General features: G+C 49.5%; 15 protein-coding genes. 2 read left to right on the forward strand and 13 right to left on the reverse strand.

The genetic code is table 11. The features are described 5' to 3' along the window. Positions 1-13: 13 nt before the first annotated feature. From kynU to PMI05_RS26385, 6 genes are all read right to left on the reverse strand, one after another. Complete coding sequence (kynU, locus tag PMI05_RS26360; protein WP_007728531.1) at positions 14-1,294, reverse strand: kynureninase; 1,281 nt, start codon at positions 1,292-1,294, stop codon at positions 14-16. Positions 1,295-1,388: 94 nt separating this feature from the next. Next, entirely contained in the window at positions 1,389-1,772 is a 384-nt protein-coding gene (locus PMI05_RS26365) for a DUF1294 domain-containing protein (RefSeq protein ID WP_007728533.1), read from the reverse strand. Positions 1,773-1,775: 3 nt separating this feature from the next. Then, a complete protein-coding gene (locus PMI05_RS26370; protein ID WP_007728536.1) occupies positions 1,776-2,393 on the reverse strand; it encodes a DedA family protein in 618 nt (205 codons plus the stop codon). A 173-nt stretch (positions 2,394-2,566) separates the two neighbouring features. After that, on the reverse strand, positions 2,567-3,235 hold the full coding sequence (locus PMI05_RS26375; RefSeq protein ID WP_007728538.1) for a DNA alkylation repair protein: 669 nt from the start codon (positions 3,233-3,235) through the stop codon (positions 2,567-2,569). 44 nt (positions 3,236-3,279) lie between these two features. Continuing rightward, entirely contained in the window at positions 3,280-5,058 is a 1,779-nt protein-coding gene (locus tag PMI05_RS26380; protein WP_007728540.1) for a B12-binding domain-containing radical SAM protein, read from the reverse strand. 122 nt (positions 5,059-5,180) lie between these two features. After that, complete coding sequence (locus tag PMI05_RS26385) at positions 5,181-5,687, reverse strand: molybdenum cofactor biosynthesis protein B (RefSeq protein ID WP_007728543.1); 507 nt, start codon at positions 5,685-5,687, stop codon at positions 5,181-5,183. Positions 5,688-5,862: 175 nt separating this feature from the next. Here PMI05_RS26385 and PMI05_RS26390 point away from each other — a divergent pair, with 175 nt between their 5' ends. Both PMI05_RS26390 and PMI05_RS26395 read left to right on the forward strand, forming a co-directional pair. Further along, positions 5,863-7,305, forward strand: coding sequence for a PLP-dependent aminotransferase family protein (locus tag PMI05_RS26390; RefSeq protein ID WP_007728544.1), 1,443 nt, complete (start codon positions 5,863-5,865; stop codon positions 7,303-7,305). Positions 7,306-7,391: 86 nt separating this feature from the next. Beyond that, positions 7,392-8,738 (forward strand): TrkH family potassium uptake protein, encoded by a 1,347-nt coding sequence (locus PMI05_RS26395; protein WP_007728546.1) that lies wholly within the window; start codon positions 7,392-7,394, stop codon positions 8,736-8,738. A gap of 72 nt (positions 8,739-8,810) precedes the next feature. On the opposite strand, the gene leuB is transcribed toward PMI05_RS26395, so the two are convergent. The 7 genes from leuB to PMI05_RS26430 all read right to left on the reverse strand — a co-directional run bounded on the left by leuB (position 8,811) and on the right by PMI05_RS26430 (position 17,398). Further along, entirely contained in the window at positions 8,811-9,905 is a 1,095-nt protein-coding gene (leuB, locus tag PMI05_RS26400) for a 3-isopropylmalate dehydrogenase (RefSeq protein WP_007728548.1), read from the reverse strand. A 78-nt stretch (positions 9,906-9,983) separates the two neighbouring features. Further along, positions 9,984-11,522, reverse strand: coding sequence for a 2-isopropylmalate synthase (locus tag PMI05_RS26405; protein WP_007728550.1), 1,539 nt, complete (start codon positions 11,520-11,522; stop codon positions 9,984-9,986). A gap of 56 nt (positions 11,523-11,578) precedes the next feature. Beyond that, positions 11,579-12,601 (reverse strand): ketol-acid reductoisomerase, encoded by a 1,023-nt coding sequence (gene ilvC / locus PMI05_RS26410; protein ID WP_007728552.1) that lies wholly within the window; start codon positions 12,599-12,601, stop codon positions 11,579-11,581. 56 nt (positions 12,602-12,657) lie between these two features. Further along, positions 12,658-13,164 (reverse strand): acetolactate synthase small subunit, encoded by a 507-nt coding sequence (gene ilvN / locus PMI05_RS26415; RefSeq protein ID WP_007728554.1) that lies wholly within the window; start codon positions 13,162-13,164, stop codon positions 12,658-12,660. Position 13,165: 1 nt separating this feature from the next. Further along, a complete protein-coding gene (gene ilvB / locus PMI05_RS26420) occupies positions 13,166-14,902 on the reverse strand; it encodes a biosynthetic-type acetolactate synthase large subunit (RefSeq protein ID WP_007728555.1) in 1,737 nt (578 codons plus the stop codon). Positions 14,903-15,575: 673 nt separating this feature from the next. Next, positions 15,576-16,715: a sulfate adenylyltransferase gene (gene sat, locus PMI05_RS26425; protein ID WP_039961437.1), complete on the reverse strand. Its 1,140-nt coding sequence runs from the start codon at positions 16,713-16,715 to the stop codon at positions 15,576-15,578. Then, a complete protein-coding gene (locus PMI05_RS26430) occupies positions 16,697-17,398 on the reverse strand; it encodes a phosphoadenylyl-sulfate reductase (RefSeq protein ID WP_007728561.1) in 702 nt (233 codons plus the stop codon). The genes sat and PMI05_RS26430 overlap by 19 nt, the downstream gene beginning before the upstream one ends. Positions 17,399-17,607 lie beyond the last annotated feature (209 nt).

A 17,607-nucleotide genomic window follows, 5' to 3' on the forward strand; every position in this document is an offset into this window, starting at 1 on the left:
TAAGTCGGACCTGTTAAGCAACTACCTCACGCTTGTTCTCAAATTTCTCGTAGTTCTTCTCTTGCATGATCGTCTTTAAGATCTGGATACTTTCCCAAACCTCTGTATAAGTCGTATAGAAAGCAACGGGAGCTAACCGGATGATGTTTGGTGCACGGAAGTCAGGAATAATGCCCGCGTCCTTCAAGGCCTTGCATATACGTATGGCCTCATCATGCTCAAGGCTGACATGCCCACCTCGGCGATCATCCTGCTGTGGGTTCGCAATCGTAAAACCCATGTCTGCTAGCTCGACCTCGATCAAATCCATCATGAATCGCGTTAAGGCTAGCGACTTGGTACGAAGCTTTTCCATGGACACCTCCTGGAACATTTCCAATGAACCAAGCAGTGGGGCGAGACTCAGCATATGTGGGGTACCAATTTGGTAAGCGCCCGCACTTTCGCAAGCATCCAACGTATGTTCCATATCAAACTGCTTATCCTTTTTCGAACTGAACCATCCCGCCAATCCAGGAGCCCTGCCAAAATGCTTGCGGTTGACATATAGGCTACCCACGCTTCCGGGCCCTGCATTTACGTATTTGTAGTTGCACCAGTATGCAAAGTCCACTCCCCATTTGCTGAAGGAATGCGGTATCGCACCTACAGAGTGACATCCGTCAAAACCAATCAGAATGCCTCTCTCATGTGCGGCTGCTGTCAATCGTTCGATATCGAGCAGCTGGCCGCTGCGATACAGGACGGTCGGGAGAACAACCAGTGCTACTTCATCCGTCATTGCATCGATAATGTCCTCTTCTTCGATCAGGCGGCCATCTCTTGACGCTACCCGAACTAAATGCTCTTCCGGGTCCAGTCCATGGAGCTTCATTTGACTCTGGAGTGCGTATATATCGGTAGGAAAATCCAGCTCGGTTGCAATCACCTTCGTCCTCTTCCCAACCGGATGATAGAAGGTAGCTGCCAGCTGATGGAGGTTGATCGTCGTAGAACCCGTTACGATCACTTCCTCGGGGCTTGCCCCTACAAGTGCTGCGCTCATCTCTCCTAATTTCTCCGAGAAGAAAAACCACGGTTGGTTACCTGTTGTCCAGCCTTCCACACCCAGCTCCTTCCAAGACTGCATCAGATCCATGACACTCTTTTCCGCTCTTTTTGACATGAGGCCAAGCGAGTTTCCATCCAAATACAGGCTCGGAAGCAGATAAAACTCTTCGCGATAGCTCGCGAGTTCGTCCTGTGCATCCAATTGCTGTGCGTACGCTTTCGTTAATGGGCTTGATTGAGACATAACTACCTCCTCAGCTTGTTCTATCGTTATCTCTATTATAGGCTGAATTTTCAAACAAGAAAATCCCATTTGCAAAAAGAAAATCTCGTGCCACCTACGACACGAGATTTTTATCCAAGTATAGTTGCGTTAACCAAATGACTAGCAAGATTTGCGCGATGCAAAAGAGCGGGACCAGGATGAGAAAAGAGGTATGCTTGGTCTTATGCCGTTGAATAAGCATGCCCTCAAGCGCACCGATCCCTCCTCCTAAAAATGCGACCAGCAAAAGGCTCAGTTCCGGAACCCGAAAACCTTTTTCTTTAGCCAGACGCTTGTCTGTCTGCATCAAGTAGTAAGCATAGCCATTCAGCAGTAAAGCTCCTGCCGCCAGCACCCAGACATTCGAATTGAAGTATCCTACCAAGAGGAGGGCCCAGCTTATGACGAGCACCAGCACGAAATTGCGGCGATGGGCAGCTAATTGTTGATGGTACATTTCTTAATCTCCTTTTGCCCGATATGCCCGACTTGCCATAAACTGCTTGCGTACGAAAAATACCACACCCAAAACAACCACAATCACCAGCAAAGCGTAGAAACCGTATTTACGGATGACTTCGATAATGGCTTCCACATTATTACCGAATACATGGCCGAGAAAGTAAAAGGCGATAGTCCAAACCAACCCGATCGGATAAGACAGCATCGCATAACGACGGAACGTCATACCGCCAAGCCCAACCAAATAAGGTACCACATGACGGACAACCGGAAATAAGTAGCTGATACAAAGAGCAGTAGTACCATACTTCTCCAGCAAGCCCGTTGATCGATTCACGGCGTTCCTCATTTTCTCGGTTTTGCAAAGCCATTGCAATATCGGTTTCCCAAAGTACTTTCCAAGTAAAAAGCCAATCGTCAATCCGGAGGCAACCCCTAAATATCCCGCTAAAAAAGAATACCATGGGTTTAGCACGCCAATGGAGGCAAGAAATCCTCCTGTAGCGACAACCAGCTCATCGGGAATCGGCAAACCTACAATCCCCAGCCAAAGCAGGAAAAAAATCGCTACGTAGCCGTATTGCTCTATGATTGACATCAGCAGGTCGACTTCCATGAGGCAAAATCCCCTATCCTTGCCAAAGTGCGGTCATTTCTTGACATACTAGCAGCTATGGCATCGCACGATATCTGACTCTATGTATTACGTATGAACCTCAAAAAAGGTACTTGTTTATTTTGCAATAGATTTACGTATTTTATCAAGCACAGATACGCCAGACGACTCTATCATGATAGATGTTTGAGCGCTTCACGCCTGGACAAACTCGCGAGTGGCGTCGCTTCCACAAATTCACGTACGGCATTAGGATTTGTTTTCGCATACTCTCTCAACGCCCAGCCGATTGCCTTTTGAATAAAAAACTCTTTGGAATCCGCGCATCTCTCCACCAAGGAAATGAGCAGCCGCTGATCTGTCTTGTCTTTGTATGACAACTGAAATAAAATCGCCGTTCGTTGCAGCCACATGTTGGTTCCATTCATCCAGGCTGTCGTATTCGATTCGATCAGTTCGGGATGCAAGGCAAACAATCTGCTCGTTGTATGGGAAGCCAAATAATCCACGGTATCCCACCACGATTTTGTCGTGATGAGTTCGACAACGAACGGGAGATGGTCAGGGGTGAGACGCTTTTTAGACTTCTCGAGTACGTCAAGCGCTACATACTGGTACTCTCTCGCTGGCAAAGCCCATAGGGAACGAACGACCTGCTCCCAATTTTCGGGTACGCCATAATCACGAAAGATTTGTTTGGTCAGTTCTTTGCGCTGTGGTGATTTGATCCCCAGAAAAGGAAAATGATTTTTCATGTAATGCTCCATTGGACCAGCCACATTCGAATCACCATGTGCACGCAACAGTTCCTCGACAACCTCCGTATACTCGCTTGCGTTCATCTGCGTCTCCTCCCCCTCCCCAACTCATCTGATAATCCGGTAGTTTAGCCTGCTGCTTGGACGTCCTGCTTGACGACAGCAAAAGCATTTTGCTCTTCATCTTTGTACGGATAATACACGACGAGTGTAAAATCTCCTTCGATAAACTCACCGGTTTCCATCCATTTTTCAATGTCAAAGGTCACCTTGGCAGTCAGCGTGTGCTTGAAGTAATCTTTTTCCAATGCAGCATGTGCCGCAAAATCATCGCGGAGTCGCTCACGCTGCTCGGTTAGAACAGCGAAAGTCTGTTGCATCTCTTCCTTGTCCATGACATCCTCCCACCACAGCTTGCGCGGGCGATGCTTCTGGTTGCGCAGGAAATCGAATTTCATCATGCTGAGCACATGCCCCATACCGTCCACTTGCTGGAATTGCAAAAACTTCTGCAAGCGCATGAACAAATCCTCTAATTGATGACCGATACGGCTCCAGCCTTGATTTTCCCAATAGTCACCAAATGTCTGGAAGAAGTCAAAAGCCGTTTCGAACTGATTCGCCAACAGCCACTCCACTGTATAGTCCATCCGGTGCGCATTCCAGTACTTTTCCAGAATGTCTTCTACACGCTTGATTCTTTGCATGTCATCAAAGGAAAGGACGTTATTGCCCAAAATTTCGTAAGGAGCCTCATCCATAAAAACATAGCCATGATTAGCCGCACGCGCACGAACGCCTGTCCCGCGGAGCATTTTCAAAAAGCCGAGCTGAAGCTCTTCGGGGCGTAGACCAAACACGTCATTGAAGGTTTTGCGGAAGGATGCATAATCTTCCTCAGGCAAACCAGCGATCAAGTCCAGATGCTGATCGATTTTTTTCGAATCCTTGATCTGTGTCACTGTACGCGCAAGACGATCGAAGCGCTGAATCCGCTGAACAAGGCGGTTGGTTTCATCATTTGTGGACTGAACCCCAATCTCGAAGCGGAAAATGCCTGGCGGTGCGTTCTCGGTCAAGAAGTCGAGTACGTCCGCTCGCAAAATGTCTGCTGTGATCTCGAATTGGAAGACCGTTCCATTGTGGTTGTCGATCAAAAACTGAAAGATTTCCAGCGCATATTTTTTATTGATGTTAAACGTGCGATCCACGAATTTGATCGTTTTGACGCCGTGATTGATCAAACGCATGAGATCTTCTTTCACTCGTTCCAGACTGAAATAACGTACGCCGTCTTCAATCGAGGACAGACAGTATTGGCATTTGAACGGACAGCCACGGGATGCCTCAAAATAGACGACGCGGTTGTTCAGCTCGTCCAGATGGTCCGCGTATGGTGAAGGAATGCTGTCCATCTCTTCAACTTGCGCACGCGGCATGGAAAAACGCACGTACTCCTCTTCGCGATATGCGATTCCGGCTACATCACGCAGGCGTGGAGGCTGCTTGGTTTGCAATGATTCCTGATACACCTGCAAAAGCTCCAAGAAGGTCTGCTCCCCTTCACCAATGCAGATGACATCGATTTCAGGGTGCTTCTTCATCCATTCATCCGCATCGTAGGTCACTTCTGGTCCACCAAGGATAATCGGAACATCCGGGCAAATCTTTTTCAGCGTGCGCATGACACTGAGTGTCTCGCGAATGTTCCAGATATAACAGGAAAATGCAACGACATCGGGCTTGCGCTTGTGTATATCTGCTACTATATTTAACGTCACATCGTTGATGGTATACTCCACCAGCTCAATCGAAGGAAATGCTTCCTGAGCATAGCTTCGCAAATAACGCAAAGCGAGTGAGGAGTGAATAAACTTGGCGTTTAAGGTCGATAGTAAAATCTTCATGGATGGGTCTACTCTCCTTGCAAAATTCGGCACCAAAAAACCATCTGCAATCGATGGTTCTTGGTATGACCGATCTTTTTCCTTTCGTAACAGTACCATACGAGACTACTAACGGCAAATCGTTAACGATTTAATTCGCGCACCACATGCCCCAGCTCTGGCACGATCAACCGATTCATCGCCAGTCGTACCGCACCTGTCGAGCCTGGCGTGGAAAAAATCATTTTCCCTTTCCGCGTCCCTGCAATCGCACGACTGAGCATCGCTGCGGAACCGATGTCTTCTGTAAAGCTCAACATCCGAAACAGCTCGCCAAATCCCGGCATTTCCTTATCAAGCAGGCCAGAAACAGCCTCAAAGGTATTATCTCTTGGCGAAATGCCAGTACCGCCATTGAGAAGAATGACTTGAACGTCCTCATGTGCGATTCCCGCTTCGATCGCCGCAATGACTTGTACAGGCTCGTCCTTTACAATTTGATAAAGAGCAATGCTGTGACCGGCTTCAGTCAGCAGCTGCTTCATTAACTGTCCGCTTTTATCTGTATCCTCTGTCCGGGTATCGGAAACGGTTATGACCATGCATGTGACTTGCTTGGGCGATAGCGCCTTGTGTTCCTGCGTACTCATCCGTAATTTCCTCATTTCTTCAATCTATATCTATTTCTCATGATACCATGTTCGGGTTTCCAATACCCTCGTCGTTCCGGCAACAATTTCTTCACTCCCTATACCCGAGATGCTTCTCTTTCCTATATAATGCTGATGACTGCTATTTTTCCGACAGACTAGGAGGCGTGCGCGAATGCCAGAGCGACCTTATTTTTCTTTTCATTTCCACAAACAATCGCACACACCGATCTATGTACAACTCGCTGAACAATTAAAAACAGCGATTCTGCGTGGTGCCTTTCTTGTAGATGGACAACAATTGATATCACTGCGCGATATGAAAACAATTAGCGGCTGCTCGTTGGAGACAGTCAAAAAAGCATACGATCATCTTGCGTTGGAAGGCTGGCTAGAAGCTGTGCATGGCAAAGGCTATTACTTGACGCAGCTTGCCAAAGAAGCTCGTCTGGAAAATCGCCTCCCGCTCACAGATATTCCAATCGCTTCCCTGGCTGATTCCTCCCCTCGTCCAAGCGAAGAGCTGGTGAAGCGATTGCGCGGTGCTTTTTACGAGAGCCTGACCGTATTGGATGAACCGTCCGCACAAAAGAAAATCAGGCGTACACAAGCTGCCAAAGTGTTTGCCGATCACCTCGGCCGCCGGGGGCTTCCTCACTCACCTGAGCGCCTCCTGCTTTTTAATAGAAGCACGAGCGGCTTCGCCTTTCTTGCGCAGCGTGTCATGAATTCACGTGATGTCGTCTATGTGGAGGAATACAGCTATCCGGTATTTCTTCGCCTGTTGAGCCAGTGCGGAATTACCGTTCGCCCGATTCGCATGGATGAAGAAGGCGTTTGTATTCAAGCTCTCACGGAAGAGCAGGAGCATTACCCGGCGAAGTGGCTTTTGATTAACCCGCATTATCAATTCCCTACAGGCATTAGCTACTCGTTGAAACGAAAGGAAGATCTACTCGAATGGGCGCAGAGACATAACGTACGTCTTGTGGAAAACGACCATTATGGCGATCTCTGGTTTGAAGAACCGAGTGTTCCGCTGTACCAGATGGCTGCACAGGTAAAAAGCCCTGTGGAGGTCTACTATCTGCATTCGTTGTCCAAAACGTTGGCTCGTGATCTGCAATTGGGCGTGCTGATGCTTCCTTCTGATTTATCGGATGACGAGTTGGAGCGCTACAGTCAGCTCGTTTCCATGACAGGAGCAGAGCCATCCTTGCTCGTCGTGGAATCCGCCGTTCGACTCCTCGATGATCCGTGGTTTTATGAAGAGTTTCTGACGGATCGTCGCGCCCTGTTCCAGACCCGCTTCCTGCGATTGTGGCAGGAAAGACGCCAGGCACTCCCCGAACACGCGCGAATGTACCCCATTTCAGGTGGCTTAAATACGTGGATCAAATGGGGCACACCAACCGCAAGAGCAACCGAACAAGAAGAGAGAGTCGTCGCTATTCTTCGGGAGGAGGGTCTCGAGCTGACTGGTGGCCATGCTTTTCGCGTAGCGGATGAGCCTGCGGATATTCTACGCTGCCCGGCTGTCCGTTTCCCACTTGCTCCACTGGAAGAACGAGAATTGAAGCATTGGCTTCACCGATTGGGTGCTGCTCTTCTTCGGTAAGTTTTCCAAGGGAAATGCCATACTAAGAGATGGGTTTCCCTTCTTCTTATACACTAGACTCGAAAAAAGCCGAGGTATAACCTGCTATGATTAAAAAAATCGTAGAAAAGCTTCACCTTGATCCACCAAAAACGCTTGTACTTGGGTTTGCCTTGATTATCTTCCTGGGAGCGCTGCTTTTGACACTCCCGGTCGCTACAGTTGATGGACTTGGCCTGCATTGGCTTGATGCTCTGTTTACAGCCACCTCTGCTACGTGTGTAACAGGCTTGGTTGTCGTCGATACTGGAACGACTTTCACTACCTTTGGTCAACTCGTCATTTTGTCACTCATCCAAATTGGTGGACTTGGCTTTATGACGCTCGCTACCTTTTTCGCACTGATCATGCGCAAAAAGATCTCCTTGCGCGAGCGACTCATCCTGCAAGAATCCCTAAATCAGATGTCGATGGAAGGTATCGTCCGTTTGGCCAAAATGATCCTGGTTTTTACTGCCCTCACTGAGCTGATCGGCGGTGTGCTTCTCTCCATTCGCTTTGCCTTTGATTTCCCATTGCCCAAAGCGATCTACTTCGGCTTTTTTCATGCAATTTCTAACTTTAATAACGCTGGCTTTGACTTAATGGGTGAATTCGCCAGCTTGACAGCCTATGTGGATGACCCAGTCGTCACGCTTGTTGTCTGTCTGTTGATCATCCTCGGCGGGATTGGATTCATGGTTGTGAGTGAGCTGTACGATTACCGTCAGACCCGCCGCCTTTCTCTTCATACGAAGGTCGTTTTGTCTACTACCGGGATATTAGTTGTGGCGGGAACTGCTCTGATCTTTCTTTTGGAGTATACGAATCCGAAGACCTTGCAGCCTTTGTCTATGATGGGCAAAGTGCTTGGCTCGCTTTATCAGTCAGTCACAGCACGTACGGCAGGGTCGAACACCTTAAGTATCGGTGACATGTATCAGTCGTCCCTTTTCCTCATTATTATCCTGATGTTCATCGGTGCTTCTCCTGGCTCGACGGGAGGCGGTATCAAGACGACGACATTTGCCACACTGATTGGTGCTGTTATCGCCCAAATTAAAGGAAAAGAAGACGTGATCTTCTTCCGACAACGCATCCTGCCACACATGGTCTACAAATCGCTGACATTGACGATGATCGCCTTGTTCATTGTTCTTGTCATGACGATGGTGCTTTCCATCACAGAGACAAGTGCCCGATTCGAGATGATTCTGTTCGAGGTCACTTCTGCGTTTGCTACGACTGGACTATCCATGGGGCTAACTCCTCATCTGACTCCAATCGGGAAAACCCTGATTATATTGACGATGTTTGCCGGTCGGGTGGGACCTCTCACGATTGCCTTTGCCCTCGCACAACGCAAGCAAAAGGAATACTTCCGTTATCCAAAAGGGAAAATCACGATCGGATAAGACGTATAAAAATGAAGAAAACCCTGCCAAAGCACCAGAAGGACTTTGGCAGGGTTTCGTTTTGTGCATAATTTATTGTTTTTGCCACTGTTTGGACAGCTCGTCACGAACCAGTTGGCCCATCTCGATTGTACCAATTGCTTTGCTTCTGTCTGCCGCGATATCGCCAGTGCGATGTCCTGCTTCCAGTACGGACCAAACTGCGTTTTCCACTGCTGCTGCCGCTTCATCCATACCGAGCGAGAGACGAAGCATCATTGCTACGGATAGAATGGTTGCCAGCGGATTGGCAATGCCTTTTCCAGCAATGTCAGGGGCAGAACCATGAACCGGTTCATACAGGCCATAGCTGCCTGCTGCCAGACTCGCCGAGGACAGCATCCCAATCGAACCAGTCAGCATCGCTGCCTGATCGCTCAAGATGTCGCCAAACATGTTCTCCGTCACGATAACGTCAAACTGTTTTGGTTCACGCACGAGCTGCATCGCGCAAGAGTCTACCAACTGGTGAGACAGCTCTACATCTGGATAGTCAGCCGCTACTCGCTCGGCTACCTTGCGCCAGAGGCGGGAACTTTCGAGGACGTTTGCCTTATCTACAGATACGAGTCGCTTTTGGCGTTTGCGCGCAATGTCGAAACCGACTCGAATGATTCGCTCGACTTCCGCTTCATGATAGATGCACTGATCTTCTGCAACTTCACCATTTGGACCGTCATAGCGTTTTTTCTCACCGAAATAAATCCCCCCGGTCAGTTCACGTACAACGATCAAGTCAACGCCAGAAACGACTTCTGGCTTGAGGGAGGACGCATCCACCAGAGAGCTGTGCATGGTAGCTGGGCGAATGTTCGCAAACAAACCGAGCGCTTTGCGAATACCGAGCAGCCCTGTTTCTGGACGAAGATGCCCAGGATTCTGATCCCACTTCGGTCCGCCAACGGCTCCCAAGAGCACAGCATCCGCTTGCTTTGCCAGCGTTACCGTTTCTTCTGGCAATGGTGTTCCATCCGTATCGATTGCGATACCACCGATCCGGCCTTCTTCACATGTAAAAGTGACATCTTCAAGTTCCCCTACGAGTGTAAGGACTTTGACTGCTTCCTGCATGATTTCTGGTCCAATACCGTCTCCAGGAAGAACGGCGATGCGATAGTTTTTCTTCATCGTTTATCCCGCTTTTCTATACGTAATGGTTTCCGAACGCTGCTGGTTCCTATGATCCTATCCATATTTGACCTATCTTTATATCGTTGCACTGACGGGCATAGGCTCGCCACGACGCTCCATGATCTTGTTCACTGCCCGTACATAGGCGATTGCGCTCGCTTCCAGCACATCTGTGCTCACACCGCGGCCCGTAACGATCAGATCACCCTGCTGTAGACGGACGAACACTTCACCCAGCGCATCTTGCCCGTGAGTAACGGAAAGGATTTTGTAATCGACGAGGGTAACTTCTTCTCCGGTAGCGCGGTCAATCGCTTTGTAGATGGAATCAACCGATCCATTTCCACATGCGGCTTCTTCGCATACCGATCCGTCGGCACGAACCAGTCGCACACTCGCTGTCGGAACGGAAATGTTGCCGTAAGCGAGCTGTACGGATTCCAGCTGGAACGCTTCTGGTCCGCGAACCATCTTGGAGTCGACCAATGCGAGGATGTCGTCATCCGTGATTTCTTTCTTCTTGTCGCACAATACTTTGAACGCTGCAAACGCTACGTTTACCTCTTCTTGCTCCAAGTGATAGCCCAGATCAACCAACTTTTCTTTGAAAGCATGGCGCCCAGAGTGCTTGCCAAGAACCAGTTTGTTTGACTTGAAGCCGACCGATTCCGGACGGATAATTTCGTACGTAGTGACTTCTTTTAACACACCATCCTGGTGAATACCGGACTCATGCGCAAACGCATTTGCCCCCACGACTGCTTTATTTCCTGGCACGATCATCCCTGTCAAACGGCTCACCAGCTGGCTGGTCCGTGCGATTTCTTTCAAATTCAACTTGGTCGTCGCCTGGTAGTAATCCTTACGCGTCTCCAATGCAAGCGCCACTTCTTCCAGAGCAGCATTTCCAGCGCGCTCTCCGATTCCATTGATGGTGCCCTCAACTTGGGTAGCTCCACCCTCGACTGCAGCGAGACTGTTGGCCACTGCCATCCCGAGGTCATCGTGGCAATGGCAGCTCAGACGAATCAGATCGGTAGAAGGTACCCGTGTTTTCAGCTCACGGAAAATGTTTCCGTACTGGTACGGAGTCATGTAGCCAACCGTATCTGGAATATTTACCGTAGTAGCCCCTGCCTTGATAACCGCCTCTACTACCTCTGCCAAAAAGTCGATCTCGGTACGCGCCGCATCCTCTGCGGAAAACTGAACTTCCGTAAAGTACTTTTTCGCATAGGTGACCGCTTCTACCGCCCGAGCAAGGACTTCTTCCTTGCTCATGTTCAGCTTGAACTGACGGTGAATCGGAGATGTTGCGAGAAAGACGTGGAGGGAAGCGTTTTGTGCGTTGCGAAGCGCTTCGTATGCCTTATCCATGTCGTCTTTTACGGCTCGAGCCAGACTGACGACGGTTGCATTCTTCACCCGTTTTGCAACTTCGGCCACAGACTTTTGGTCACCTGGGGAGGCAGCAGCGAAGCCCGCCTCAATTTTGTTTACGCCCAGCTTCTCGAGTTGAAGGGCGATCTCCACCTTTTCGTTCGTGCTAATATTGACGCCCGGAGACTGCTCCCCATCGCGCAGTGTCGTATCAAAAATCTCAATGGTCCGCATGAACTTTTCACCTCCACATTTTTCCCTACATTATATATAGATTTTTCACACGGCAATTATTGGCCGATTTTCGCTTCTTCTTTTTTCGTATCTTTGTTGATCCAAGACATCATGCCACGCAGCTGCTCCCCTACTACCTCGATACCATGCTCGGATTCCAGACGGCGACGGGAAGTGAAGCCAGGACGGTTTGCTTGGTTTTCCAAGATCCAATTGCGAGCAAATGTACCGTCTTGGATTTCTGCCAATACTTTTTTCATTTCTTTGCGAGTTTCATCTGTGATGATGCGACGACCTGTGCTGTAGTCACCGTACTCAGCTGTGTCACTGATGGAGTAGCGCATACGAGCCAAGCCACCCTCGTACATCAGGTCAACAATCAGCTTCAGCTCATGCAAGCACTCGAAGTAGGCGATCTCAGGAGCATAACCTGCTTCTACCAATGTATCGAATCCTGCTTTTACCAGCTCGCTTGCGCCACCGCACAATACTGCTTGCTCACCGAACAGGTCTGTTTCTGTCTCTTCACGGAAAGAAGTTTCGATTACGCCTGCTTTTGTGCAACCGATACCGCTGGAGTAGGCGAGTGCGAGATCTTTCGCGTTGCCAGTTGCATCTTGGTAAATTGCGATCAAACCAGGTACACCGAAGCCTTCTTGGTATACGCGACGAACCAGGTGACCCGGGCTTTTTGGCGCTGCCATGATTACGTCTACATCAGCTGGTGGCACGATTTGCGCATAGTGGATGTTGAATCCGTGAGAGAAGCACAGTGCCGCGCCGGATTTCAGGTTTGGAGCGATCTCGTCGCGGTATACTTGTGCTTGACGCTCATCTGGCATCAGGATTTGAACCACGTCAGCCCGTTTGGTTGCTTCTGCTACTGTCAGAACTTCAAAACCGTCTTTTGCTGCGACATCCCAAGATTTTCCTGGGCGAAGACCCACAACTACTTTATAACCGCTGTCGCGCAGGTTTTGTGCTTGTGCATGACCTTGGCTACCGTAACCGATGATTGCGATTGTTTTCCCACGCAGTACCTCTTGTTTTACGTCCGCTTCATAATACATTTTTACCATTTGTATAGCCTCCCTAAAAATGTTTAGTTTGAATTTTTATTCTGAAATTTGGCAATTTAAACCGTTGCTGCGGCTGTTGCTGGAACAATACTGCGCGCCATCGCTACTGAACCTGTTCTTGTCAATTCAATAACGCCGTAGCTTTGTAATAGTACGAGCAGCGCATCAATCTTTTCGGTGTCACCCGTTACTTGCACGATCAGTGAGCTAGGACCCACATCGACGATCGCGGCACGGAACGGCTCAACAATCCCGTTTAACTCTGCCAGCTGGCTAGGCGATGCCGTCACTTTAATCAGTGCCAGTTCCCGTGAAACAAAAGAGTTCTCACTGAGATTCGTGACTGAGATGACATCGATCAGCTTGTGCAATTGCTTCATGAGCTGATTGATTTGGCGATCATCTCCCCCGGTCGTAATGATCATCCGGGACAGCCCCTGTTCTTCCGTGCCTCCCACCGTAATGCTGTCGATGTTGAAGCCGCGTTGGCCGAACAGTGTCGCCACTCTGGTCAAAACGCCTGGTTGGTCGTTGACGAGTACGGAAATGGTATGTTGCTGCATCCTAATCGTCCCCCAATTCCATCTGATCTAGTGTGTTGCCTGATGCAACCATCGGATATACGTTTTCTTCCTGTGCAACGCGGAAGTCCACCACGACTGGTCCATCATGCGCAAGCGCCTCTGCCCAAACTGCTTCGGCTTCTTCCGGCGTGCTTGCTCGCAAGCCTTTTACGCCATATGCTTCCGCCAGCTTGACAAAATCCGGGCTGCATGTCAGATCGATTTGGCTGTAGCGATTATCATAGAAGAGCTCCTGCCATTGACGTACCATTCCCAAGCACTGGTTGTTCACAATCGCTACTTTGACCGGAATGTTGTATTGGGAGACGATTGCCAGCTCCTGGTTGGTCATCTGGAATCCGCCATCCCCAACGACGGAGATTACCGTGCGATCCGGGTGAGCGATCTGTGCGCCAATTGCTGCCGGGAAGCCAAAGCCCATCGTGCCGAGACCACCGGAAGAGATAAAGGAGCGCGGGTGCTTGAACTTATAATATTGAGCTGTCCACATCTGGTGTTGTCCAACGTCTGTTGTGACGATCGCTTCCCCATCTGTGGAGTTGTACAAGAGTTCAATGACTGCTTGTGGCTTCAATACATCGCCATCTTTTTTGTACTTGTACGGATATTGTTCTTTCCACTCTTTCAACTGGCTGATCCACGCTTCCGAATCACAAGTTTTTGCGAGCGGAATTGCTTTTGCCAGCGTGCTCTTCACGTCGCCCGCTACTGTGACGGCTGTCTCTACGTTTTTCCCCAGCTCTGCTGGATCGATGTCGACGTGTACGATGCGGGCTTTTGGTGCGAACTCTTTCGTGCGTCCCATCGTGATTCGGTCATCAAAGCGTGCTCCCAGACCAATCACACAATCCGCATTCAAGAGCGCTTGGTTCGCTGTGTAATTTCCGTGCATCCCTGGCATTGCCAGCGACAGCTCGTGTGTTCCAGGGAAACCGCCCAATCCCATGAAGGTGTTGATCACAGGGATGCGTGTTTTTTCAGCAAAGTCGCGCAATTCATTCTCTGCTTGAGCTGCAATGATTCCCCCGCCTGCCAAAATGACTGGACGCTTCGCTTCGCTAGCGACTTTTACAAACTCTTGTACTTGCTCGTCGCTTGGTACGAGTGAAGCGCGGTAGCCGCGAATCTCCACTTTATCCGGGTAGGTAAATGGTGCCTTATCATTGGCGACGTCTTTGGGAATGTCGATCAATACTGGGCCCGGACGACCGGTTGTCGCGATGTGGAAAGCTTCCTTCACAATCCGTGGAAGATCGCGAATGTCGCGAACAAAGTAGCTGTGCTTCGTAATTGGGATGGTAATCCCCGTAATGTTCGCCTCTTGGAACGCATCGGTGCCAATCAGCGACTGTGCCACGTTACCTGTGATGCATACCAGCGGAACCGAGTCCATCTGAGCGGTTGCAATCCCCGTTACGAGGTTCGTTGCTCCCGGACCGGAAGTGGCGATACATACACCCGGTTTGCCTGTTGCTCGGGCATATCCGTCAGCAGCGTGGATAGCGCCTTGCTCGTGGCGAGTCAAAATGTGCTTGAAGTAGCTCCCGTACAGGGAGTCATAAATGGGGAGCACCGCACCGCCTGGATAGCCGAAAATGTATTCGACCTGCTCCAGGATTAAACAGCGCAGCAGCGTTTCTGCTCCTGACACTTCTTCCCCGAACTGAATCGGTGGAATGCCGTTCTTTTTCTGCAATTCGGCCATTTCAACACTCATTAACCTCTCCTCCTCCCAATTCTCAACAGGTATTGAAAATAACTATAGACACATAGAAAAACCCTTTCGCCCCGACACGGTTTTATTTCCATGTCTTTTGGGGCGAAAGGGTTCGCGGTACCACCCAACTTTATCGGCGCCTCACGGTCAGCCGATCTCAGCCAGTCACAACAAATGTGGACTGTAACACGTTAACGGGTGTTAAGCGGTTTGGCCTACTACCTGCAAAGCAAGTTTCAGCTAAACGGCTCGGAGGTGAGCAATGCGACGTACCCAATACCCGTTTCTCAGCATCAGGGCTCTCTGTAAAAGGGGTAACGCGCACCATCCTCGTCAAGGCCTACTATTAAAACAATATTTTCAATATTGTTGTTGTCAGAATAAAGTGTTACGTCTGATTATAGCTAGGCACCTAGGGGGTGTCAACGAAAACAAAAAGATTTTACTGGACTTTCGTCCGAACGAATGCTCAGTTGGAAACGGCTTTACAGCGCGGTTTTTACGTGAAAGCGGATACATCAAACGGTCAAAAACGTTTTGTTGACCGCAAACGCTCGCGTATACTTTTTGAAAAACGTCGATACGTTTTTCACTGAAAACAGAAAACTTGTCCAGTTTTTCGCATCGGAAAAAGAACGGCTTTGCCGTCCCTCTCCTGCTTTTTCGTTCCGTTTTATTTCGAAGCTTTCAATCCCGCTATCAAAACCGTTGCGACTTCCGGGCGTGTAAATTCCGGAGGTGGCGTGATCCCGTTTCTCAACATTTCCCTCACCTTTGTTCCCGATAAGGTCATATGAGAGTCTTTGTCATGCGGGCACGTCTTGGTCGTTGCCATCCCTTGGCATGCCTTGCAATAAAAGCTGTGCTCAAAAAAGAGAAGCTGGATACCGAGCTCACCTGGCGCAAACTCGGAGAAGATGTGCTGCGCATCATACGTGCCGTAATAATCGCCTACCCCTGCGTGATCGCGGCCGACGATAAAGTGAGTACAACCGTAATTTTTTCGTACCAATGCGTGGAAGACAGCCTCACGCGGACCCGCATATCTCATGGCAGCCGGAAAAGCTCCGAGAAGTACACGGTTGTGCGGATAGTAATTTTCCAGAAGGGAGAGATAGCTTTTCATTCGCACTTGTGCAGGAACATCGTCTGATTTCGTTTCCCCCATCAATGGGTTCAGAAAAAGGCCATCGACAATCTCCAATGCCGCCTTTTGAATATATTCATGCGCCCGGTGAACCGGATTGCGCGTTTGGAATCCAACGACCGTTTTCCAACCATTTTCTCGAAATCTTTCTCTCGTTTCTGCTGGCGTCAAATAAAAATCCGAGAAGCGCTCAGGCCTTGGCTTTTGCAGTATTTCTACAGGCCCACCCACGTATAGATTTGGCTTTTCAAACAGCTTTTTCACACCGGGGTGAGCGAGATCCACCGTGCGAAAAACGAGCTCTGCCTCACGCCTTTTATCTGGCACAAAGCAGCTATTCACCTGCAAAATCGCATAGTCCACTCCATCTTCCCCACGTAACAGAATACTGTCACCAGGCACAAGATCGTCGTGCTCATCTGCATCGACAGCCAATGTCACTGGCAACGGCCAAACAGCTCCATTGGCTAGACGCATCGTTTCCACGACAGTGTGGTAATCCGCCTCTTCCATGAATCCAGTCAACGGCGAAAATGCTCCGATGGCAAGACACTCGATGTCCGACAGGGTCCATTTGTCCACGATAATGGCTTTTTTGATCCCGTGCGGCAAGATCGTTTGCTTCACATCTTTCCCTCCTGCGCTGTTCATTTGTGCAGACCGCATTCGGTCTTTTCGAAGCCAGCCCACCGACCCGACCGAGAATCCTGGCCAGGCATGACAGCGCGCGTGCATGTTCGGCAGCCAATGCTTGGATAGTTCCGGTCGTGCAATGGATTGTAAGGGACATCATGTGCATGGATATATTCCCACACCTGGGCCTCCGTCCAATCTGCTAGCGGATTGAATTTGACCAGGTTGAATTTTTCGTCCCATTCCACTTTTTGGGTATTCGCTCGGGTAGGTGATTGCTCGCGGCGAATGCCTGTAATCCACGCCTGATAGTTGGACAGAACGCGCTTTAACGGCTCTACCTTCCGAATCTCACAACAAAGATTCGGTTCTCTCTCCCACAGTTTGTCTCCGTGTTTTTCAGCCTGCTCGGCTAGCGTCAGCTGTGGCTGCACTTGAATAAATGTCGTGCCGTATCTGGCTTGCAGCTTGTCACGCGTATCATACGTTTCAGCAAAATGAATGTTGGTATCGAGGTAAAATACAGGAATGGTGGGAGCCAATTTGTGCAGCATGTCGATTAAAACGACATCTTCAGCGCCAAAGCTGGCAGCTAGGATCAGACTGGCTGCATAGTTTTCCACGGCGTTCACAAGCACGTCCTGCGGCGCTTGAGCTTCCAGTCGGCTTGCCCATTCCTGTATTGCCTCATCCGCCATTTTCTGGCGATTACTCATCAGCGAAGCTCCTCTCTTGCTAGGATTCACCCACCATCATATGCCTAGTGACTGGAAGTGGCGCATCGTCCACCTATATCCAACTCGCCCAAACCAAACGGTCATGATCGTTTGGTTGACCACAAACGGTCGCATCCACTTTTATGAAAGACGTCGAGATGTTTCGATCCCCCGATGAGAGGGGACGTTTTTCACAGAAAAAAGCCGCC

The sequence above is a fragment of the Brevibacillus sp. BC25 genome (assembly GCF_000282075.1).
Classification (GTDB): Bacteria; Bacillota; Bacilli; order Brevibacillales; family Brevibacillaceae; genus Brevibacillus.

Coding starts and splice junctions, on each gene's coding strand:
- kynU (WP_007728531.1), bottom strand. CDS start 1,294: ATGTCTCAATCAAGCCCATTAACGAAAGCGTACGCACAGCAATTGGAT.
- PMI05_RS26365 (WP_007728533.1), bottom strand. CDS start 1,772: ATGTACCATCAACAATTAGCTGCCCATCGCCGCAATTTCGTGCTGGTG.
- PMI05_RS26370 (WP_007728536.1), bottom strand. CDS start 2,393: ATGGAAGTCGACCTGCTGATGTCAATCATAGAGCAATACGGCTACGTA.
- PMI05_RS26375 (WP_007728538.1), bottom strand. CDS start 3,235: ATGAACGCAAGCGAGTATACGGAGGTTGTCGAGGAACTGTTGCGTGCA.
- PMI05_RS26380 (WP_007728540.1), bottom strand. CDS start 5,058: ATGAAGATTTTACTATCGACCTTAAACGCCAAGTTTATTCACTCCTCA.
- PMI05_RS26385 (WP_007728543.1), bottom strand. CDS start 5,687: ATGAGTACGCAGGAACACAAGGCGCTATCGCCCAAGCAAGTCACATGC.
- PMI05_RS26390 (WP_007728544.1), top strand. CDS start 5,863: ATGCCAGAGCGACCTTATTTTTCTTTTCATTTCCACAAACAATCGCAC.
- PMI05_RS26395 (WP_007728546.1), top strand. CDS start 7,392: ATGATTAAAAAAATCGTAGAAAAGCTTCACCTTGATCCACCAAAAACG.
- leuB (WP_007728548.1), bottom strand. CDS start 9,905: ATGAAGAAAAACTATCGCATCGCCGTTCTTCCTGGAGACGGTATTGGA.
- PMI05_RS26405 (WP_007728550.1), bottom strand. CDS start 11,522: ATGCGGACCATTGAGATTTTTGATACGACACTGCGCGATGGGGAGCAG.
- ilvC (WP_007728552.1), bottom strand. CDS start 12,601: ATGGTAAAAATGTATTATGAAGCGGACGTAAAACAAGAGGTACTGCGT.
- ilvN (WP_007728554.1), bottom strand. CDS start 13,164: ATGCAGCAACATACCATTTCCGTACTCGTCAACGACCAACCAGGCGTT.
- ilvB (WP_007728555.1), bottom strand. CDS start 14,902: ATGAGTGTTGAAATGGCCGAATTGCAGAAAAAGAACGGCATTCCACCG.
- sat (WP_039961437.1), bottom strand. CDS start 16,715: ATGCGGTCTGCACAAATGAACAGCGCAGGAGGGAAAGATGTGAAGCAA.
- PMI05_RS26430 (WP_007728561.1), bottom strand. CDS start 17,398: ATGAGTAATCGCCAGAAAATGGCGGATGAGGCAATACAGGAATGGGCA.